Consider the following 20,078-nt stretch of genomic DNA (forward strand, 5'->3'; position numbering starts at 1 on the left):
CTTAGAGTGCGTTGCGCAGGCTGAGGGGTTCCGGGTGCGGCTGCAGGTAAGCCTGGCTGGCGATGTAGCGATCCGGATGTCGGCGGAAGTGATGCTTGAGCAGCGTCAGCGGCACCACCAGCGGCACGATGCCGGCGCGGTACTGGCCGATCAGTTGCTGCATTTCCTGTTTTTCATCGCTGCTCAAGGTGCGTTTGAGGTAGCCACTGAGGTGCTGCAGCACATTGCTGTGCGTGCCTCGGGTGGCGCACTTTTTCAGGGCTGCCATGAGTTCGCTGAAGTAGTGCGGCGCCAGTTCGGCCAGGTCATGCCGAGCCAGGTTGCCGAGCAGTTGCCCGAGCGATTTGTAGCGTGCCGGGTCGGTGGCCATCAGCAGGTACTTGTAGCGCGAGTGGTAGGCGATCAGTGCGCGGCGGCTGAGGCCTTGCTGCAACAGGCGTAGCCACTCGGCGTGGGCATAGACGCGGGTGATGAAGTTCTCGCGCAGTACCGGGTCATTGAGACGGCCGTCTTCCTCCACCGGCAGATCCGGATGAAGGGCGCAGAAGGTGGCGGCGAAGATGCCGCGGCCCGGTTCGCTGGGGCGACCACCTTCCTGATAGACCTTGACTCGTTCCAGGCCGCAGGACGGCGACTGTTGCATGAAGATGAAGCCACTGATGCCCTGCAGGTCATCGGCCATGCGTTGTGCATAGGCAGCCAGTGCATCGGTCACGTCACGTGAGCGGTCGACGGTACCGACAGCGCGCGGCGACTGTGGGTCGCCGACCAGGCGAATGGGTTCGCGCGGAACGGGCATGCCAATGCCGACCTCTGGGCACACTGGGATGAAATCGAAGTGCTCGTTGAGGCTGCGGCTGCACAGGCGCGACAGCTTGTGGCCACCGTTGTAGCGCACTTCGGCACCCATCAGGCAGGCGCTGATTCCGAGTTTGGCTTTGTTCGACTGCATGGCGTGACCTCTGATGGCCTTGTACATCGTGTTGCACATGTACAACTTGTGTTCATCATAGGTTTCTTGTTGTACAAGTCAAATTATTTGTACAGCTTTGGTATCGCTTTGCGGCGCGCAGGCAAGGCTCTCATCGCACCATGAGGTGCAGTGATGCAGGAGAGCGAGAGTGGGGGAGGAGTCAGTGCCAGCCTTGCAGCCAGCGCTGGGTATCCAGTAACTGATGCCAGTCGAGCGCCTGACTGCGTTTGGTCAGTACTGCCTGCAGCTCGACGGCGAGGATGTTGTCGTCCTCGTCGCGAATCAGTTCGGTAACCAGGAAGTGGCGCTCACGGTTCTGTGGTTGTGCCGCCGTCCATTTCGACAGCAGCAACTTGCGCGGGTTGAGGCGGCGTGATGCGTTCATGCCAGGTGTTCGAGCAGGCGGCGGGCGGCGTCCTGGCCGCTGAGCCAGGCCCCCTCGACTCGCCCGGAGAGGCACCAGTCGCCACAGGCGTACAGCCCCAGGTCGGCATCGGCCAGGGCACCCCACTGGTGTGCCTGTGCCGGACGGGCATAGAGCCAGCGGTGGGCAAGGGTGAAACTCGGTGGTGGCACTGCGCAGCCGATCAGCTCGGCGAAGGCGCCATGCAGTTGCTCGATCACCGCTTCCTTGGGCAGATCCAGGTGTTGTCGACTCCAGGCGCTGGTGGCGTGCAGCACCCAGGTGTCGAGGTGAGTGTCACGGCCCGGCTTGCTGCGGTTACGGGCGATCCAGTCGAGTGAGCTGTCCTGCACGAAGCAGCCTTCCACGCGGGTTTCCAACGCCGCGTCGAAGCCCAGGGCGACGGCCCAGGTCGGCTCCATGACCACGCTGGCGGCAGCGCCCGCCAGTTTGGGCGCGGCTGCCAGCAGGGCGCTGGCCTGAGGGGCGGGTGTAGCGATGATCACGTGGCTGAAGGGGCCATGGCTGTTGCCTTCCGTGTCCAGCAGGTTCCAGTGGCGGTCGCCGCGAAACACTTCGGCGATGCGGCAACTGAAGTGTACCGGCAGGGCGCCGAGCAGGGCGCGGGTGATGGCGCTCATGCGCGGTGCGCCGACCCAGCGTAGTTGTTCATCCGGCGACGCGCTGAGCTGGCCGTCCTGAGCGTTGTACAGATCCGGTGCCCACTGAGCGACCCAGCCGCGTGCTTGCCACTGCTGCACCACTTCGACGAAGCGGCGATCACGGGCGGTGAAGTATTGGGTACCCAGATCCAGGCTACCCGCGTCACTGCGTTTGCTGGCCATGCGCCCGCCACTGCCACGGCTTTTGTCGAACAGCTCGATCTCCAGTCCTGCGGCGTGCAGGGCCTGTGCGGCGGAAAGTCCCGCCAGGCCGGTACCGATGATGGCGATGGGTGCGTTCATGATGACCTCGTCAGCGCTGAATGCATTACAGGCTACGTTTTGGACAAAAGCTATACAAGAATGTTTTCATGTATAGCTGATGCCGTGAGTGGCACTCCCTGTCTTTAGGTTTAGGACAAACGCGGCAATCGATAAAGGCACGTGTGTGTCTGAAAAAAGACTCTCATCCATTGCCATGCGAGGAGGATGCCATGCATATCCTGCTGACCGGCGGTACCGGCATGATCGGCCGTGCGCTCTGTGCGTACTGGGCTGAACAGGGCCACCGCCTGACTGTCTGGAGTCGCGAGCCGGCCAAGGTCGCCGAGTTGTGCGGGCCGAGCGTTCGTGGGATTGGCCGGTTGGAAGAACTGACCGATGAACCGCTGGATGCCGTGGTCAACCTGGCTGGGGCGCCGATTGCCGATCGGCCCTGGAGCAAGAAACGCAAGGCCCTGCTGTGGGCCAGCCGCATCGGTCTGACCGAGCAACTGCTGGCCTGGCTGCACAGTCGCGAGCAGCGGCCGGCGGTGCTGTTGTCCGGTTCGGCGGTGGGCTGGTACGGCGACGGCGGCGAACAGGAACTGAACGAAAATACTCCGCGGGTCAGCGATGACTTCGCCGCGCAGTTGTGCGGCGCCTGGGAGGAAACTGCGTTACGTGCCGAGGCGCTGGGCATTCGTGTGGTGCTGGTGCGCACCGGCCTGGTGCTGAACCCGGACGGCGGCATGCTCAAGCGCCTGCTGTTGCCCTTCAAGCTGGGCCTCGGTGGCCGTCTCGGCGATGGGCGGCAGTGGATGCCATGGATTCATTTCGCCGATCAAATCGCCCTGATGGATTTTCTCTTGCAGCACAGCGAGGCCCGCGGTCCTTATAATGCCTGCGCGCCATTACCGGCACGTAACGCCGAGTTCACCAAGGCCATGGGGCAGGCGCTGAGCCGTCCGACGTTACTCCCGGTGCCGGCTTTCGCCTTGCGGGCTGGCCTGGGCGAGATGTCCGGTTTGTTGCTCGGTGGCCAGCGTGCCGTACCGATGCGTTTGCTCGAGGCCGGCTTCAGTTTCCGTTTTACCCATCTGGATGTGGCCCTGGTGGATTTGCTGGGCCATCACTGACTAGGATTTCGCATGACCGATCACGCATTGTTGCTGGTTAACCTGGGTTCGCCTGCGTCTACCGAAGTAGCCGATGTCCGCCGTTACCTCAATCAGTTCCTGATGGATCCTTACGTGATCGATCTGCCCTGGCCGCTGCGTCGACTGCTGGTGTCGCTGATCCTGATCAAGCGTCCTGCCGCGTCGGCGCATGCCTATGCCTCTATCTGGTGGGACGAGGGTTCGCCGCTGGTCGTGCTCAGCCGCCGTCTGCAGGAGGCGATGAAGGCGCAGTGGAGCCAAGGCCCAGTGGAGTTGGCCATGCGCTATGGCGAGCCGTCCATCGAGTCGACCCTGCTGCGTCTGGCCAAGCAGGGCATCCGTGAGGTCACCCTGGCACCCTTGTATCCGCAGTTCGCCGACAGCACCACCACCACGGTGATCGAGGAGGTCAAGCGGGTGATCCGCGAGCATGGCCTGTCGCTGCGACTGTCCACCTTGCCGCCGTTCTATGACCAACCCGAGTACCTCGATGCGCTGGTCGCCAGTGCCAAACCTTATCTGGAGCAGGATTTCGACCACCTGCTGCTGAGCTTCCACGGCCTGCCGGAGCGGCATCTGCACAAGCTCGATCCCAGCGGCCATTGCCTCAAGGGGGAGGACTGCTGCCGCACGGCTTCACCGCAGGTTCTCGCCAACTGTTACCGCGCGCAATGCCTGCGTAGCGCCGAGCTGTTCGCCCAGCGCATGGGGCTGCGTCCGGAGCAGTGGTCGGTGAGCTTCCAGTCGCGCCTGGGGCGTGCCAAATGGATCGAGCCCTATACCGAGACCCGTCTGGATGAGCTGGCCGCGCAAGGCGTGAAGAAGCTGCTGGTGATGTGCCCGGCGTTCGTCGCCGACTGCATCGAGACCCTCGAGGAGATCGGCGACCGTGGCCGTGAACAGTTCGTCGAGGCGGGTGGTGAGAGCCTGCAACTGGTGCCCTGCCTGAATGATCATCCCGATTGGGCAGCGGCATTGAAGGTGCTCTGTGAGCGAGCACCAGTGTCCCTTTAGGCCACCTCAAAAGCTACCTGCGTTGCCATCACTGCGTTAAAAACAGGCTCAATATGCTCATTTACAGCCCGTAAACTACGCTTTTCGCCTGTTTGATTCGCTGGCGCTCACCCTGCGGGCCAGCCTTCGGCTGTTACTCCCGCTGGTCGTTGCGCCTTGTGCTGGCTGCCTCGCCTACGTTTTAGAGGTGCCCTTTGCGTGGCTCAGTGACCGCCGAGGCGAGGCATTCGCCTTGGCGGGTATGAAGCATTCGCCGCTCTGATAACACCTTCGAGCGATACTCACTGCCGTTTATATCGTCCTAAGCTGGCGGCTCTTTCAACCACCGCGCATCGCGTCAAGGGCACTTCTAAAAACTATCTGCGTTGTCATCGCTGCGTTAAAAACACGCTCAAAATGCTCATTTACAGCTCGTAAACTGCGCTTTTTTGCCTGTTTGATTCGCTGGCGCTCACCCTGCGGGCCAGCCTTCGGCTGTTACTCCCGCTGGTCGTTGCGCCTTGCGCTGACTGCCTCGCCTACGTTTTTAGAAGCACCCCAAGCGGTGCCGAGGAGAGCGTCCGTGCATAACAACAATAACGGCTATCCCTCCAGTACCCGAGCCTGGGTCACTGTCGCCATCCTGATGGTGGCTTACGTCCTGTCTTTCGTCGATCGGCAGATTCTCAATCTGTTGGTCGAGCCCATTCGCCGCGACCTGGCGATCAATGACACGCAGATGAGCTTGTTGATGGGGCTGTCCTTCGCCCTGTTCTATACCGTTTGTGGCATTCCCCTCGGGCGTGTGGCCGATACCCGCAGCCGCCGTGGGCTGATCGCTATCGGTGTGCTGTTCTGGAGCGCTGCCACCGCCGCGTGTGGCATGGCCAAGATGTACTGGCAGTTCCTGCTCTGCCGCATCGGTGTCGGTGTGGGCGAGGCGGCGCTGTCGCCGGCAGCTTACTCGCTGATTGCCGACAGCTTCCCCGCCGAGCGCCGGGCCACGGCCATCAGCGTCTATTCCATGGGCGTCTACCTGGGGTCGGGGCTGGCCTTCCTGGTCGGTGGCCTGGTCATCCAGTTCGCCTCGGCACAGGGCGACGTGACGCTGCCAGTGCTGGGCGAAGTGCGCCCGTGGCAGTTGATCTTCCTCATTCTTGGGGTTGCCGGTGTGCTGTTCACCCTGCTGATGCTGGCGGTCAAGGAACCTGCCCGGCGTGGTGCGGGGGCGGGTGTGGCGGTGCCGCTCAGTGAGGTGGGGCGTTACATTCGTGCCAACCGCCGCACCGTGCTGCTGCACAACTTCGGCTTCGCCGGCCTGGCCTTCGCCGGCTATGGCAGTGCGGCCTGGGTGCCGACCTTCTATATCCGCACCTATGGTTGGGACGCCGGCCAGGTCGGCATCGTCTACGGCAGCATCGTGGCGGTGTTCGGCTGCCTGGGCATCGTCTTCGGTGGCCGCCTGGCGGACTGGATGGCCAAGCGCGGGCGCAGCGATGCCAACATGCGTGTCGGCCTCTATGCCGCGCTGGGTGCCCTGCCGATGGTGGTGTTGTTCCCGCTGATGGACACCGCGTTCTGGGCCAGTGTGCTTATGGCGCCCACGGTGTTCTGCCTGAGCATGCCGTTCGGTGTGGCGCCCGCGGCGATCCAGGAAATCATGCCCAATTCGATGCGCGGTCAGGCCTCGGCCATCTACCTGTTCGTCATCACCCTGATCGGCCTTGGGGTAGGTCCGACGGCGGTGGCGCTGGTGACCGACTTCGTCTTCGCCGATGACGCTGCGCTGCGCTATTCGCTGCTGATCGTCACCACTCTGGCGGTGCTGATGTCGATCATCCTGCTGGCCAAGAGCCTCAAGCCCTATCGTGAGAGCGTGACGCGGCTGGAGCAATGGGCCGCCAATCCGGCCTGAGCAGGCGCATTTTTCTGCCGTGCCGCGCAATGATCGGCACGGTTTATGCGCCAGGGCACAGGCAGCGTGGAATTTTTGCGCTTTACTGAGGTTCTGAGTGTTGCGCGCGCCATTTCGGCGCGTGCCAGCCAGGGAACCTCCGCATGGGAGTGAGGCCAGTGTCTGCCGCGCATGGCAGGCCAATCGACAGCTCGGTATTTTGGCAACGGTTATGGCTACCGGGGCTCGCTCTTCTGTTGCTGCTGACCGGCGGCTGCAGTGGCCGTCTGGACAATGATTCCATCATCAATACGCGCAATCCGGTGAAACCGGCCGAGTTGTTGCAGACCGACGTAGACCGCATGGCGACGCTGGCCATGCGCAACAACCTCAACAGCCTGTACCGGCTGATGAACAAGCTGTATCAGCGTAACCCACGGGAGTGGCGTAAGAATGCGCTGCCTGACGCAGCGGCGGCCGAGCGGGCGATCCAGTACGCCATCGAACACAACCAGGACTGGCCGACGCTGGGGGGCCGGCGCGATGTCGCGGCGCTGGATTATTCATTGAGTCCGGCATTCCAGGGCGATCGCGTAGCGGCTTTCACCTACGCCATCGGTAGCATGCTGGTGACCGCTCATGGTGGCCGCACGGAGTTCTACCTGACCGACAGCTTCAATGCGCAGTTCATCCACAATGCCGCGCGTAATCTGGAGAAGGCTGCCTGGATGCTGGGGCAGCGTCGTGATGCGACGGGGCGCCCGCTGCTGCTGTCCAACGAGTTCTCCGAGCAGGGCAACAACCTCAGCTATGCGGTGGAGTTCGGCAAGATGGTGGCGCGCCTGGATCTGATCACCCATGTGCTGGAGGAGCGTTACCGGCGCATGGGCGCAAACTATGCGCAAAGCCTGCTGCTGCTGAATTTCCTGCCGGTGCAATAGCGCCGCTCAGGCACCTCTGAAAACCTAGGCGATGGCAGCCCACGACTGCATGGATGCGGGAGGTAGAGCGACGCGCCGGAGTGGTTTCTGAAGAGGCCTCAGTGTGTCCAGCGTTGTTCGATCTTGCCCAGCGTACCGCTCTTGCGCAGGCGCACCAGCGCTTCGGAGAATTGCCGGGCACGTTCGCTATCGCCCTTGGCGAAGGCGACGAAGCGCGGCATCTGGATCAGTGGGCGGGGCAGGATGCGCACCTGTTCCTGGGCACGTTGTTCGCGCACGAAATACTGCAACTGCACGCGGTCGCCGACGATGATGTCGATGCGTCCGGCCAGCAGCATCGAGACCAGTTGCCGAGGATTCTGCGCCGTGGTGTCGCGTGCCAGATCGGCACGGTCGAAATTTTCCTCGTAGGCATAGCCGCGTACCTGGCCGATCACGTACGGAGACAGATCATCCAGGCTTTTCCAGTCGCTGAGAGCGGTCTTGGCGGTGGTCATGAACACGGTCGAACCGCTGCGCAGCGGGCCGACCAGTTCGTATTGCTGCTGGCGCAGTGGGGTGCCGGCGAACTGAAAGGCCATCTGCACCTCACCGCGGTCGAGCATGCGTTTGACCCGCTCCCAGGGATACAGGCGAATGTCGTAGTTGACCTTGGCTTCGCGCAGCACAGCATCCACCAGTTCGACGTCGAGTCCGCGCGGCGTGTCGTCTTCGGTAGTGACGAAGCTGTAGGGGGCGAACTGTTCGTCGCCCACCACCCGCCAGGGTTCTGCTGCCAGGGAGGTGCTCGTTACCAGCAGAGCAAGCAGCAGATAGCGCATGGCGGGTTACCTCATGACTGGCCTGTGATCAGGCTAGTCAATTTCTGCGAGGTAAACGGCTGATGCAAGAGGGATCAAACCTTGCGGACGAACTCCGACTTGAGCTTCATTGCGCCGATGCCGTCGATCTTGCAGTCGATGTCGTGATCGCCGTCTACCAGGCGGATGTTCTTCACCTTGGTGCCGACCTTGACCACCAGCGACGAGCCTTTGACCTTGAGATCCTTGATCACGGTGATGGTGTCGCCATCCTGTAGCAGGTTGCCGACCGAGTCCTTGATTACGCGTGCGTCATCGCCGCTCTCGGCGCTCTCGCCGGCTTTCCATTCGTGGGCGCATTCGGGGCAGACCAGTTGCGTGCCATCTTCGTAGGTGTATTCGGAGTTGCATTTGGGGCAGGGCGGCAGAGCGGTCAAGGCTTGTCCTCGGTGATTATGAATAAACCGCAGATTATATAGGGTTTTGTTCACGAGCGCCGCTCCTGGGCGTGGCGCGAGTGAAGGCGCGTGTTAAAAATATTGGACTTTACGTCCGCGGTCTATTGTCCAGGTATGCCGTATGGCTGCCTATTAACGGGCGTTAATCAGGGCTGTGCCGCAGATCGTGTTCAACTATTTTATGTCGAATCGTTTGACATATTTTACGGCTCGGGCAGACTGACAGCAGATTCCGTTGCCGAATCGGGTACTGGACAGCTGCGCTGTTCCCCTCTCTGGATGGAGATGACTCGGTTCGAGCCGCCGTCGGAAGGCGGCACTCAGGCTCAGGATGAGTCTCGGTGCACGGGGTTAGCCAAACAGGCCACAAGTGCTACAGCAGAGCGTTCTGCTGGCCACCGGCCTGCACAGCAACGATAGGCCCGGCCTGTCCCAAGGTGACGTATGTCCGACAACAAGATCCGCAACACCCCTCGCAAGCCCGTCGTGTTGATGTCCATGGGCGCTCAAGAGCGCAAGGGCCACGACTATCAAGTAATGACCCACAAATACATTCAGCCTCTGGTCGAGTTCTCCGGTTGCGTGCCACTGCTGGTACCGACCTGCTGCGGTATCGATGACCTCGAGCAGTATCTGGATATGGCCGACGGTGTGTACCTGACCGGCGCTGGCAGCAACATCGACCCGGCGCTCTATGGCCAGGAGAACGAGACGCCAGACAAGGGTCAGGATCGTGACCGCGACCTGTTCGATTTGCCCCTGATCCGTGCGGCCATCGCCCGCGGTCTGCCGATCTTCGGCATCTGTCGCGGTATGCAGGAAATCAACGTGGCGCTGGGCGGTGATATCTACCAGAAGGTCTACGTCGAGCCGGGTTTCAACGACCATCGTGAAAACCCGGATGATCCGGTCGAGGTGCAGTACGCACCCAGCCATAGCGTGCGTCCGGTGACCGGCAGCTGGTTCGCCGAGCTGATGGGCAAGCAGGAGATTCGCGTCAACTCCTTGCACGGCCAGGCCATTCGCCAGCTGGGCAAGGGGCTGGAAGTGCTGGCTACCGCCGAGGATGGTCTGATCGAAGCAATCCATGCGCCGAGCTTGTCGCCCTTCCTGTTCGCCGTGCAATGGCATCCGGAATGGCAGGCGGCGAAGAACCCGGATTCGGTGAAGATCTTCCAGGCCTTCGGTGACGCCTGTCATCGCCGAGTCGCTTCGCGTAATCCTCGTCAGGCTGCCTGAGCCAAGCGCCGTCGGCTCCTGCGTCAGTAGGGGCTTGGCGGCTGTGGCCAGTTCAAGATGCCGCTGTCACTGAAGCGGCGGGTGCCGAACAGGCCATCGGCGAGCTTGCCGCGCAGCATGTAGGGCACTTCCTGGCCGGGTTGATAACCGGCGACGCCCCAGGCCTGGCGCATCACCGAAAACGCGGAAATGCTCACCGGTATGCTGAGTACCGTCTCGCCAAAGCGCGGTACGCTGCCGCTCTGGTCACTCACGCCACTGGCCAGAGGCTGCCCGTTCACATCCAGATCCAGTGCCATGCCGTTGAAGCTCACCGCGCTGTCGTTGGGGTTCTGTACCCGCAGTTTGACCGCGAAGCGTACTTCCAGGCCTTGACCGGGCAAGGGCTCCAGGCCGACCAGGTCGACCCGTAGCGGATCACGATTGCCCAGGCTGGCGCAGGCGCCCAGGCTTGCCGCGATCAGGCTGATGAAGCAAAGACGAAGCAGACGAGGCATGACAGTCTTCCCTGGACATTATGGGTTCAAGATAGAAGACCGCTGTGTGCCTCATTAGCTCCCGGCGCGTTGTTTCGCGCCCAGCACCAGCGCGATACCGCCGAGCACGGCGACCGCGCTCAATGTCAGGCGCAGGGACAGCGCCTCGCTCAGCAGCAGGCTGCCCCCCAACATGGCGAGAATTGGCACGCTCAGTTGCACCGTGGCGGCCTGGCTGGCGCGCAGGCCGGGCAGGGCGCTGTACCAGATGGCATAACCCACCCCCGAGGTAATGGCGCCTGACAGCAGCGCATAGCACAAGCCGGGCGCATCCCAGGTCAGTTGCGGCAGCAGCACCAACGCCAGCAGCACCGCTAGTGGTGACGCGCGCAGAAAGTTACCGGCAGTCACTGCCAGCGGGTCGCCCAGGCCGCGACCGAGCAGCGAATACGTACCCCAGGCGACGCCGGCCAGCAGCATCAGCAATGCTGCCGATAAAGGTGGTGCGCTGGCGCCGGGTAGCAGCAGTGCGAGCAGGCCGAAGCTGGCCAGGGCCGTACCGAGACTGGCAAGCAGGCCCAGGCGCTCGCCACGCAGCAGGCCCCAGAGCAGCATGCTCAACTGTACGGCGCCGAACAGCAGCAGGGCGCCGGTACCGGTATCCAGTTGTAGATAGGCGAAGGAGAAGGCTGCCGCATAGGTGAACAGCGCCAATGCGCCGAACCAGTTGCCGGCGATGGGCTGCCTGGACTGTTTCAGCCTGAGCAACAGCCAGAGCGTCAGCGCGCCGCAGAGCAGGCGGATCGCCGTGAAGCTGGCTGCATCGATTTCGGTTTCACGCAGCGCCAGGCGGCACAGCAACGAGTTGCCGGCGAAGGCCAGCATGGCAAGGCAGGTAAACAGCAGGATACGCGGTGGCATCGGCCATCCTTGGGTGAAGGTCTGGTGATGCCGGGCAGCTAACCACGTCAGGCTGCCCGAGGGCATTGGCAGAAGGTCGCAAGTCCCTGCGACCTTGGCCACTCAGGCGGGGAGACCTCGGTCAGAAGTGCACTTTGACCAGCAGGCTTGCGGTGTTCTGGTCGGTCGAGCCCACGAAGTTCTCGCTGACGAAGCCGCCGTCCTTGATGCCGTACTTGTTCTTCCAGTAGTCGTATTCGATGCCAACGTAGAGCTGCTTTTCGCCCCACTTCAGCGCCTTGCCCAGGTCGTACTTGATCTGCGGGTTGAAGTGCAGGTTGGCGTGGTAGTCGCCACGACGATTGCTGTCGTTGTCCACCACCCAGTCCATGAAACCGTCGATGAGGATGTCCGATTCGCCCACCGGGATGGTGTAGCTCCACACCGGGGTGATCTGCCAGACATTCTTGCCTGGGCGGCTGCCGTCCGGCTTGCGCAGGTAGGTGTTGAGCTGGAAGTAATCGAAGCCGGGGATGTCCAGGTCGAACGCCGGGCCGAGCAGGTAGGCATCGACATCCTTCTCGCCAAATTCGTAGGTGAAGGCCAGCAGCACGTCCTTGATCGGGCCGAAGGAAAGGTCGGCACCGCTGATCTTGCCGAACGACAGGCGCGGGCTGAATTCGCCGTAGTAGGTGTGGCCGTCGCCGTCACCGTTCTTGGCATCGGTGTTGTACTTGATGAAATCGGTGAAGAAGAACAGATCGCCGAAGCTCCAGCCGCTGGCGTGCTCGAAGGTGACGGTCTGCTGGATTTCCGGGTCGATCTTGAAATCCTGGCCGTAGAGGTAGGTCAGGCTGTTGTTCTGCCACTGCATCAGGTCACCGGCAATGGCCTGGCTGCCCGCCAGCAGACCGCCGGCAAGCGCCAGCGAAGAGAGGGTGCGATTCATGGAAGCTCCTGGTGGTTAAGACGTGTCGTTATGATTTTTAAACCTGTCCGCCTGGTCAGGCTGGTGCTGCTAGAGCAAAAACGGCGCCAATTCTCGTGATTGTGCATATCCCTGGCAAATCAATCGGATGCACGGAGATCAAGGGCCAATGTCAGCGCGTTCGTTGCACTGTTTTCTGACCGAAAGGACAAAAACAGCCATAACTTGGTGCGCTGCCGTCTGGCGGAGGCGCCGGTGCTTTTTCAGCGGTGTGCTTGATTAGTTTAATTATGGTCGTAATATGAAAATTAAATTATGACTGTAATTTAATCGGTGGGAGGATGCCCTCTCACTCATCACACCCCAGGAGATTCACCATGAATGCCCAAGCCACCCCCGGAACTGCTCTGATCACTGGTGCCTCGACCGGCATCGGTGCCACCTATGCCGAACGCCTGGCTCGGCGTGGTTACGACTTGCTGCTGGTGGCGCGTGATGCCCAGCGCCTCAATGCACTGGCCGAGCGCCTGCGCAGCGAATACGGTGTCGAGGTCGAAGTGATGCCGGCCGACCTGACGCGCAAGACGGACGTACTCCAGGTGGAGCAGCGCTTGCGTGAGGACGCGACCATCGCGCTGTTGGTCAACAACGCCGGTGTTGCCATGAACGGCCCGCTGGCAGCAGCCGATCTGGATCAGGCCGAGACCATGATTCAGCTCAACGTGGTTGCCCTGACCCGCCTGGCGGCGGCTGCAGCGGCGAATTTCTCTGCTGCCGGACGTGGCGGCATCATCAACCTGGGTTCGGTGGTGGCGCTGGCGCCGGAAATGTTCAACGCCGTATACAGCGCCACCAAGGCTTACGTGCTGAGCCTGACCCAGACCCTGGCTGGCGAATTGCGTGGCAGCGGCGTGCAGTTGCAGGCGGTGATGCCGGGCGTGACCCGCACCGAGATCTGGGAGCGCAGCGGCACCGATGCCTCGGCGCTGCCACCGTCGATGATCATGGAGGTGGGCGAGATGGTCGATGCGGCGCTGGCCGGCTTCGATCAGCAGGAACTGGTGACCATTCCGTCTCTGCCCGATGCTGCCGATTGGGATGCCTTCGTCAAGGCACGCGGTGTACTCGGCCCGAACCTGTCGCGTAACCAGGCAGCTGCGCGTTACAAGTGACGCTGGTCGGCATGTGGCTGTAGGGTGCGCTGCGCGCACCGGGTGTGGTTCGCGGTCTTGAACAGCTCGACTGCTGCGCGTTTCGTTGAACCTGAGCGACCCCGGTGCGCACAGCGCACCCTACGCAACTGTCAGGCGTCAGTCGTTACGGCTTCTGCGCCTGCTCTATCAGCAGGCGGCGGGTCGTTTTCAGCAAACGGTCGGACAGCTCCGGATCCTTGACGCTGCGCGACAGCAGCAGGGCGCCGACCATGGCCGAGAGCATCAGCACGCTTTCGTCTTCCGCATCCTCGCCTTCCAGGTTTTTCTCGATCAGCGCCAGGCGATTGCGCACCATCGCATCGGTAGTGGCGCTGGGTTCGCCACGTTGGCCCAGTTCTGCGGACATGGTCGGCAACGGGCAGCCGGCGCCAGGATTGGTGCGATGCAGGTCGGACAGGTAGCGTTGGATGAACAGCTGCAACGGTGATTCGGCGCCTTCCAGCGCTTCGGCCGTGCTGCTTTCCAGCGTCTGCACGGCATGTTGCAGGGCAGTTTCCACCAGATCGTCCTTGGACTTGAAGTGGGCATAGAAGCCGCCATGGGTCAGGCCCAGGGCCTTCATCAGCGGCTGCAGGCCGGTGGCACCGACGCCATCGCGGCGAAAGCGCAGGGCGGCTTCTTCGATGATGCGTTGATGGGTCTTGGCCTTGTGGTCTTCCGAATAGCGCATGGGCTTTCTCGTCTATCAGATGCTGGATGTCATCTTACACCTGCGTCGATGTTCTGGCGCGGGGCGTTCATGTCCAGGATCAGGCAGGTGGTGGAGGCAACGGCGTAGAGACGCTCGTCGACGTCATACAGACGACCTTCGGCCAATGCAGTGGAGCGACCGAGGTGGATGATCCGGCCCTCGGCGCGTACCGGGCCGGCTTCACTGCGTAGCGCGCGGATGTAGCTCACCCGCAGGTCGGCAGTGGTGTAACCCTGGCCGGGTTTGAGCAAGGTGTGCACGGCGCAGCCCATGCAGGAGTCGAGCAGGGTGGCGATGTAACCACCGTGCACGCTGCCCAGTGGGTTGTAGTGGCGCTGGTCGGGGGCGCCCTGGAAGACGAACAGGCCGCTGGCCCATTGCACCGGGGTGAAATCGAGTACGGCGTTGATCGGTGGTGAGGGCAGGTCGCCACGGCCGATGCCGTCGAAGAAATCCATCGGCGTCATGGCGGCTACTTCCGCCAGGCTGAGGGTGCCGGGTGCGGCGAGCTGGTTGCGCACCGCCTGTTCTTCGGCAATCCAGGCGGCGAGGCGGGCATCTCGAGATAAGGCGGTCATGCGGGCTCCTGGCAAATATTATGGACGACATTCAATGTTTCATATTATGGTCGAAATATAAATAGCCGCCAGTCGTTGTCGATCGGAGTTCTGCCATGCAGCCTTCCCGTGTTCTGTTGGTCATCCTGATGCTGCTCACCGCATTGGGTGAAACCTCCACGCAGTTACTGATTCCCGCGCTGGGAGAAATGGAGCTCGGACTGCATGCCAAGCCTGGCAGCAGCCTGCTGGCGCTGTCGCTGTTCGTCGGTGCCTTTGGTCTTGGCCAGTTGCTGCTGGGGCCGCTGTCGGATCGGCTGGGACGGCGTCCGGTACTGCTCACCGGTTTGAGCCTTTATCTGCTGGCGACCCTGGGCATGCTGCTGGCGCCGAACATCGAGGTGCTGATCGGCATGCGTGTGCTGCAAGGGCTGGGGGCCTGCGCGGCACTGGTGCTGGCGCGGGCCATTGTGCGTGATGTGTGGCAGGAGCAGGCGGGTCCGGCCCTGGCGCTGACCGTGCTGGGCATGTTCGCGGCCATCGTGCTGTCGCCGGTGGTCGGTGGCCTGCTGACCCAGTACGGCGGCTGGCGCGCGCCACTGCTGGCGACTGTGGTGCTCGGTAGCCTGGCGTTGCTCTCCGTGTTCACCAGCTACCGCGAGAGCCATCTGCAGCGCGATCCCCAGGCTGGTCGGCTCAACGGCCTGTGGGCCAGTTACCGGCAGGTGTGGCCCAGTTGCCGTGCTCTGGCGCTGACCATCGCCTGCACGTACGGCTCGATGTTCGTCGTGGTGGCCGGCTCGTCCTCGGTGTACATCGGCCTGCTGGGGCTGAGTGCCGCGCAATACGGGCTGACCTTCGCCCTGATCGTTTCCGGCCTGCTCGGTGGTGCGTTATTCACCCTGCGCAATGTGCAGCGTCTGGGGCCGCAACGTGTGGTGGGTATCGGTGTGGCGCTGGTGCTGCTTGGGTCGCTGCTGACCCTGGCGCTCTACCTGCTGTTCGGCCTCTCGCTGCTGGGACTGTCGCTGCCGCAGGTGCTGGTGACGCTGGGTGGCGGTATGTTGCTGCCGGCCGCCGTGGCCGGTGCGGTGATTCCCAATCCGCAGCGCGCCGGATTGGCGGCAGGATTGATGGGCTTCTCGCAAATGGCGGGCGCCACCCTGGCTGGTCTGCTGCTGAGCGCGCTGCAGGATGGCTCTGCCTGGCCTATGGTTGCCTTGAATGCGCTGTTCGCCGTGCTGGCGTTTCTGTTCTTCCACCTTCTGCGCACCCGCCCAGCCGTTACGGCTGCGGTGGCCGGCAAACTTCCCTGATTCGAGGACAAAGCAATGAGCAGCTATGACGTGGTCATCATCGGCGCCGGCCCTGGCGGTTACAACGCCGCGATTCGTGCCGGCCAATTGGGTCTCAAGGTGGCCTGTGTGGAAGGGCGCGAAACGCTGGGCGGCACCTGTCTGAACGTCGGCTGCATGCCGTCCAAGGCCTTGTTGCATGCCTCCGAACTCTACGAGGCGGCGGCCGATGGCGAGCTCAGTGCATTGGGCGTTGAGGTCACCCCGACGCTCAACCTGGTGCAGATGATGAAGCAGAAGGCCGACAGCGTCGAAGCGCTGACCAAGGGCGTGGAGTTCCTGTTTCGCAAGAACAAGGTGGAGTGGGTCAAGGGCTGGGGACGTATCGATGGCCCTGGGCGGGTGCAGGTCAAGCTGAGCGAGGGCGGCGAGCGCGTGCTGGAGACGAAGAACATCGTCATCGCTACTGGCTCCGAGCCGACGCCGTTGCCAGGTGTGACCATCGACAATGCACGCATTCTCGACTCCACCGGCGCGCTGTCGCTGGCGGAGGTGCCCAAGCATCTGGTGGTGATCGGTGCGGGTGTGATCGGCCTGGAACTGGGCTCGGTATGGCGCCGTCTGGGCAGTCAGGTCACCGTGGTGGAATACCTCGACCGCATCTGCCCAGGCCTGGACGGCGAGACCGCCAAGACCTTGCAGCGTACCCTGAGCAAACAGGGTATGAGCTTCAAGCTCGGCACCAAGGTCACCGGCGCCAAGGCTGGCAAGTCAGGCGTCAGCCTGAACCTGGAGGCGGCAGCCGGTGGCGCGGCGCAAACCCTGGAAGCCGATTACGTGCTGGTGGCCATTGGCAGGCGGCCCTACACCAAAGACCTCGGCCTGGAGAGCGTCGGCCTGAATACCGACAAGCGCGGCATGCTCGGCAATGACAAGCACCAGAGCGGCGTGCCCGGTGTGTGGGTGATCGGCGACGTCACTTCCGGGCCGATGCTCGCGCACAAGGCCGAAGATGAGGCCGTGGCCTGCATCGAACGCATCGCCGGGCATGCGGCGGAGGTCAACTACGGGGTGATTCCCGGCGTGATCTACACCCGTCCGGAGGTGGCCAGCGTCGGCAAGGGCGAGGAGGAACTGAAGGCCGAAGGCCGTGCCTACAAGGTCGGCAAGTTTCCCTTCACCGCCAACAGCCGGGCGAAGATCAACCACGAGACCGAAGGTTTCGTGAAGATTCTCGCCGACGCCAATACCGACCAGATTCTCGGCGTGCACATGATCGGCCCGAGCGTGGGCGAGTTGATCGGCGAGTACTGCGTGGCCATGGAGTTCTCCGCCTCGGCCGAGGACATCGCGCTGACCTGCCACCCACACCCGACCCGCTCGGAAGCAGGGCGTCAGGCGGCAATGGGCGTGCATGGCTGGACGATGCAGGCCTGAAAACGGGGCGGCGTGCGCGGGGCCGTCCATGAGCACCGGGCGTTAGCCTGATGGCGCCGTTGCATCGGTGCGCGCGGCGCACCCAACGGGAGGCGCATAGCCCGGATGTAATCCGGGCTATGCGCGGCGTCAGAGCACGTGATCGAGGTTTACCGGTTCGCCGGGTTTGGCGTGCAGCTTGGCGCGGATGTCGGCGAATACCTTGTCGTACTCTTCGTGTCCGCGCATTACCGGGCTGGCATTGAGCGGCAGGCCATGGCGCGCAGCCACGCGGGTGGCGACGCTGGCGAAGTTGAAGGCGACGTCGCGGTGCAGTTCGAACTCTTCGTCGAAGTGTTTCCCGCGCACTTCACCGGCCAGGCGCATATGCAGCATCGGCCCCTGTTGTGGATCCTGGCGTACCTCGTAGTAGAAGTCGACCGAAAACGGCGGTACCTGGCGCAGGTGTTCGGGGCGGTCGAGGTTATCGCGGTGTATATGACCTGGGGTGAACATCATCGAAGCCCTCAGCGATAGACGATGCCGTTGCAGTCCACCGTGACGCGTGTCCCGGAGGTGCCCTGAACGATGGCCTCGATGTTTTCCAGCGAGCCGATCACTGCGCTGTTGCCGGTATTGCGCGCGAACTCGCAGGCAGCCTGCACCTTGGGCCCCATGGAACCTGCAGCGAAGCCCAGTTTCTCGATTTCATCGGGATGGGCCTCGGCGATGGATTTCTGCGTCGGCTTGCCCCAGTCCACGTAGGCGGCGTCGACATCGGTGGCGATAACCAGCAGATCCGCATTGAGCTGTTCGGCCAATAGCGCCGAGCACAGATCCTTGTCGATCACTGCTTCGACACCGCGCAGCTGGTTGCCGTCGTACATCGTCGGGATGCCGCCGCCGCCAGCGCAGATCACCACGCTGCCCTTTTCCAGCAGCCATTTGATCGGGCGGATTTCGAAGATGCGCTGCGGCCGTGGGCTGGCCACCACGCGGCGGAACTTGTCGCCGTCCGGGGCGATGTTCCAGCCTTTCTCGGCGGCCAGGCGCTCGGCCTCTGCCTTGGTGTAGACGGGGCCGATGGGCTTGCTCGGTTTCTGGAATGCCGGGTCGGCGCTGTCCACTTCCACCTGGGTCAGCAGGGTGGCGAAGGGCACTTCGAAGGGCAGCAGGTTGCCCAGTTCCTGTTCGATCATGTAGCCGATCATGCCTTCGGTTTCGGCGCCGAGTACGTCCAGCGGGTAGGGGTTGGCGGCGTCGTAGGCGTTGCCTTGCAGGGCCAGCAGACCGACCTGCGGGCCGTTGCCATGGGCGATCACCAGCTCGTTGCCGGGTGCCGCCTTGGCGATCTGCTGACAGGCGACGCGCACGTTGTCACGCTGGTTTTCCGCGGTCATGGCTTCGCCGCGACGAAGCAGGGCGTTACCGCCCAGAGCGATTACGAGTCGCATGGTGTCCTCCTTGTCGTTCGGGTTGAATCCGGGGCGTGGTCTGTGCTCGGCGTCGCCGGCCAGACCCTCTCCCCCGGCCCCTCTCCCATTAATGGGAGAGGGGAAACAAGCCCATCCCCGGATTGCATCCGGGCTACGTGTGGTCAGAACCGGCTTAAAGTCTTGTGAGCTAGAGCAATGCAAGGCAAAAACAGGGAGGAACGGTCGGAGTCGCGGGCGACTGTACTTTTGTACATGAGCATTCCGATCCTGTTTTTAACGCAGCAGTGCCGACGCGCAGCAGACTTTCGGTCGGTTCTCAGATATCCGCGAGGGTCGCGACCAATATCGCCTTGATGGTGTGCATGCGGTTTTCCGCTTGCTCGAAGGCGATGTTCCAGGGCGACTCGAAGACGTCTTCGGTAACCTCGATGCCGTTCTTAAGATCCGGATACTGCTCGGCGATCTGCTTGCCGACCTTGGTTTCGCTGTTGTGGAAGGCGGGCAGGCAGTGCATGAATTTCACCCGTGGGTTGCCGGCGGCCTTCATGATCTCGGCGTTGACCTGATAGGGCAGCAGTTCCTTGATGCGTTCGCCCCAGGCTTCCACCGGCTCACCCATCGATACCCATACGTCGGTGTGGACGAAGTCCACGCCCTTGACCGCTTCCTTCGGGTCTTCGGTCAACAGGATGCGGGCACCGCTTTCTTCGGCGAATTTCTTGCAGGCGGCGACATGGTCATCGTGCGGCCAGAGCGCCTTGGGCGCGGCGATGCGTACGTCCATGCCGAGCTTGGCGCCGATCAGCAGCAGCGAGTTGCCCATGTTGTTGCGCGCGTCACCGAGGTAGGCGTAGGAAATGTCGTGCAGTGGCTTGTCGCTGTGCTCACGCATGGTCAGCACGTCGGCGAGCATCTGCGTGGGGTGGTACTCGTCGGTCAGACCGTTGAACACCGGCACGCCGGCATAGGTGGCCAGTTCCTCGACGATCTCCTGCTTGAAGCCGCGGTACTCGATGGCGTCGTACATGCGCCCGAGCACGCGAGCGGTGTCCTTCATGCTTTCCTTGTGGCCGATCTGCGAGGAGTTGGGGTCGATGTAGGTGACGTTGGCGCCCTGGTCGTAGGCCGCCACTTCGAAGGCGCAGCGGGTGCGGGTCGAGGTCTTCTCGAAGATCAGCGCGATGTTCTTGCGGGTCAGGTGCTGCTGCTCCGTGCCGGTGTACTTGGCGCGCTTCAGATCGCGCGACAGGTCGAGGAGGTAACGCAGCTCGCGAGTGCTGTGGTGCATCAGGCTGAGCAGGTTGCGGTTGTGCATGTTGAAAGCCATGGTTCTTTCTCCTTTTAGGCAGTCGAAACGCCCCGGCGGCGGGTGGCTGCCGGGGCT

Annotated in this window: 21 protein-coding genes; 8 read left to right on the forward strand and 13 right to left on the reverse strand. The window is 62.7% G+C overall.

From position 1 onward, the window contains the following. Position 1: 1 nt before the first annotated feature. The 3 genes from C7A17_RS17085 to C7A17_RS17095 all read right to left on the reverse strand — a co-directional run bounded on the left by C7A17_RS17085 (position 2) and on the right by C7A17_RS17095 (position 2,341). Positions 2–952, reverse strand: a complete 951-nt coding sequence (locus C7A17_RS17085; protein ID WP_106742986.1) for a YbgA family protein — start codon at positions 950–952, stop codon at positions 2–4. Between the two features lie 181 nt (positions 953–1,133). After that, positions 1,134–1,358, reverse strand: coding sequence for a TIGR02450 family Trp-rich protein (locus tag C7A17_RS17090; RefSeq protein WP_106739139.1), 225 nt, complete (start codon positions 1,356–1,358; stop codon positions 1,134–1,136). Further along, positions 1,355–2,341, reverse strand: coding sequence for an NAD(P)/FAD-dependent oxidoreductase (locus C7A17_RS17095; RefSeq protein ID WP_106739140.1), 987 nt, complete (start codon positions 2,339–2,341; stop codon positions 1,355–1,357). The genes C7A17_RS17090 and C7A17_RS17095 overlap by 4 nt, the downstream gene beginning before the upstream one ends. A gap of 191 nt (positions 2,342–2,532) precedes the next feature. Between C7A17_RS17095 and C7A17_RS17100 the strand changes: the two genes are divergently transcribed. The 4 genes from C7A17_RS17100 to C7A17_RS17120 all read left to right on the forward strand — a co-directional run bounded on the left by C7A17_RS17100 (position 2,533) and on the right by C7A17_RS17120 (position 7,284). Beyond that, complete coding sequence (locus C7A17_RS17100; RefSeq protein ID WP_106739141.1) at positions 2,533–3,435, forward strand: TIGR01777 family oxidoreductase; 903 nt, start codon at positions 2,533–2,535, stop codon at positions 3,433–3,435. Positions 3,436–3,447: 12 nt separating this feature from the next. Beyond that, positions 3,448–4,470: a ferrochelatase gene (hemH, locus tag C7A17_RS17105; protein ID WP_106739142.1), complete on the forward strand. Its 1,023-nt coding sequence runs from the start codon at positions 3,448–3,450 to the stop codon at positions 4,468–4,470. Positions 4,471–5,032: 562 nt separating this feature from the next. Then, positions 5,033–6,364, forward strand: coding sequence for a spinster family MFS transporter (locus C7A17_RS17115; RefSeq protein WP_106739143.1), 1,332 nt, complete (start codon positions 5,033–5,035; stop codon positions 6,362–6,364). A 143-nt stretch (positions 6,365–6,507) separates the two neighbouring features. Then, the gene (locus tag C7A17_RS17120; RefSeq protein ID WP_234035810.1) at positions 6,508–7,284 is read left to right on the forward strand and encodes a hypothetical protein; all 777 of its coding nucleotides are present in this window, start codon (positions 6,508–6,510) and stop codon (positions 7,282–7,284) included. Between the two features lie 98 nt (positions 7,285–7,382). On the opposite strand, the gene C7A17_RS17125 is transcribed toward C7A17_RS17120, so the two are convergent. Next, on the reverse strand, positions 7,383–8,105 hold the full coding sequence (locus C7A17_RS17125; protein ID WP_106739144.1) for a substrate-binding periplasmic protein: 723 nt from the start codon (positions 8,103–8,105) through the stop codon (positions 7,383–7,385). Positions 8,106–8,179: 74 nt separating this feature from the next. Next, positions 8,180–8,521 (reverse strand): zinc ribbon domain-containing protein YjdM, encoded by a 342-nt coding sequence (locus C7A17_RS17130; protein ID WP_106739145.1) that lies wholly within the window; start codon positions 8,519–8,521, stop codon positions 8,180–8,182. A gap of 465 nt (positions 8,522–8,986) precedes the next feature. Between C7A17_RS17130 and C7A17_RS17135 the strand changes: the two genes are divergently transcribed. Then, positions 8,987–9,781 (forward strand): gamma-glutamyl-gamma-aminobutyrate hydrolase family protein, encoded by a 795-nt coding sequence (locus C7A17_RS17135; protein WP_106739146.1) that lies wholly within the window; start codon positions 8,987–8,989, stop codon positions 9,779–9,781. A 23-nt stretch (positions 9,782–9,804) separates the two neighbouring features. Here the strand turns inward: C7A17_RS17135 and C7A17_RS17140 are convergent, their stop codons facing one another. The 3 genes from C7A17_RS17140 to C7A17_RS17150 all read right to left on the reverse strand — a co-directional run bounded on the left by C7A17_RS17140 (position 9,805) and on the right by C7A17_RS17150 (position 12,106). Further along, on the reverse strand, positions 9,805–10,278 hold the full coding sequence (locus C7A17_RS17140) for an LEA/WHy family protein (protein ID WP_106739147.1): 474 nt from the start codon (positions 10,276–10,278) through the stop codon (positions 9,805–9,807). A gap of 54 nt (positions 10,279–10,332) precedes the next feature. After that, a complete protein-coding gene (locus tag C7A17_RS17145; protein ID WP_106739148.1) occupies positions 10,333–11,178 on the reverse strand; it encodes an EamA family transporter in 846 nt (281 codons plus the stop codon). A gap of 121 nt (positions 11,179–11,299) precedes the next feature. Next, complete coding sequence (locus C7A17_RS17150) at positions 11,300–12,106, reverse strand: outer membrane protein OmpK (RefSeq protein ID WP_106739149.1); 807 nt, start codon at positions 12,104–12,106, stop codon at positions 11,300–11,302. A 356-nt stretch (positions 12,107–12,462) separates the two neighbouring features. Here C7A17_RS17150 and C7A17_RS17155 point away from each other — a divergent pair, with 356 nt between their 5' ends. Beyond that, on the forward strand, positions 12,463–13,257 hold the full coding sequence (locus C7A17_RS17155; RefSeq protein WP_106739150.1) for an SDR family NAD(P)-dependent oxidoreductase: 795 nt from the start codon (positions 12,463–12,465) through the stop codon (positions 13,255–13,257). A gap of 145 nt (positions 13,258–13,402) precedes the next feature. Here C7A17_RS17155 and C7A17_RS17160 read toward each other — a convergent pair whose 3' ends face one another. Continuing rightward, positions 13,403–13,969 carry a TetR/AcrR family transcriptional regulator gene (locus C7A17_RS17160; protein ID WP_106739151.1) on the reverse strand — a complete coding sequence of 189 codons (567 nt, stop codon included), beginning with the start codon at positions 13,967–13,969 and terminating at the stop codon, positions 13,403–13,405. Positions 13,970–13,998: 29 nt separating this feature from the next. Then, positions 13,999–14,568: a PaaI family thioesterase gene (locus C7A17_RS17165; RefSeq protein ID WP_106739152.1), complete on the reverse strand. Its 570-nt coding sequence runs from the start codon at positions 14,566–14,568 to the stop codon at positions 13,999–14,001. Between the two features lie 95 nt (positions 14,569–14,663). Between C7A17_RS17165 and C7A17_RS17170 the strand changes: the two genes are divergently transcribed. Both C7A17_RS17170 and lpdA read left to right on the forward strand, forming a co-directional pair. Next, the gene (locus tag C7A17_RS17170) at positions 14,664–15,863 is read left to right on the forward strand and encodes a Bcr/CflA family efflux MFS transporter (RefSeq protein WP_106739153.1); all 1,200 of its coding nucleotides are present in this window, start codon (positions 14,664–14,666) and stop codon (positions 15,861–15,863) included. A 15-nt stretch (positions 15,864–15,878) separates the two neighbouring features. Beyond that, positions 15,879–17,279: a dihydrolipoyl dehydrogenase gene (gene lpdA, locus C7A17_RS17175; protein ID WP_106739154.1), complete on the forward strand. Its 1,401-nt coding sequence runs from the start codon at positions 15,879–15,881 to the stop codon at positions 17,277–17,279. Positions 17,280–17,408: 129 nt separating this feature from the next. On the opposite strand, the gene C7A17_RS17180 is transcribed toward lpdA, so the two are convergent. The 3 genes from C7A17_RS17180 to C7A17_RS17190 all read right to left on the reverse strand — a co-directional run bounded on the left by C7A17_RS17180 (position 17,409) and on the right by C7A17_RS17190 (position 20,021). Beyond that, on the reverse strand, positions 17,409–17,774 hold the full coding sequence (locus tag C7A17_RS17180) for a DUF5064 family protein (RefSeq protein ID WP_106742991.1): 366 nt from the start codon (positions 17,772–17,774) through the stop codon (positions 17,409–17,411). 11 nt (positions 17,775–17,785) lie between these two features. Beyond that, positions 17,786–18,712, reverse strand: coding sequence for a carbamate kinase (gene arcC, locus C7A17_RS17185; RefSeq protein ID WP_106739155.1), 927 nt, complete (start codon positions 18,710–18,712; stop codon positions 17,786–17,788). 298 nt (positions 18,713–19,010) lie between these two features. Beyond that, positions 19,011–20,021 carry an ornithine carbamoyltransferase gene (locus C7A17_RS17190; protein ID WP_106739156.1) on the reverse strand — a complete coding sequence of 337 codons (1,011 nt, stop codon included), beginning with the start codon at positions 20,019–20,021 and terminating at the stop codon, positions 19,011–19,013. Positions 20,022–20,078 lie beyond the last annotated feature (57 nt).

Origin of the sequence: Pseudomonas mendocina, assembly GCF_003008615.1 — a bacterium.
Taxonomy (GTDB): domain Bacteria; phylum Pseudomonadota; class Gammaproteobacteria; order Pseudomonadales; family Pseudomonadaceae; genus Aquipseudomonas; species Aquipseudomonas mendocina_C.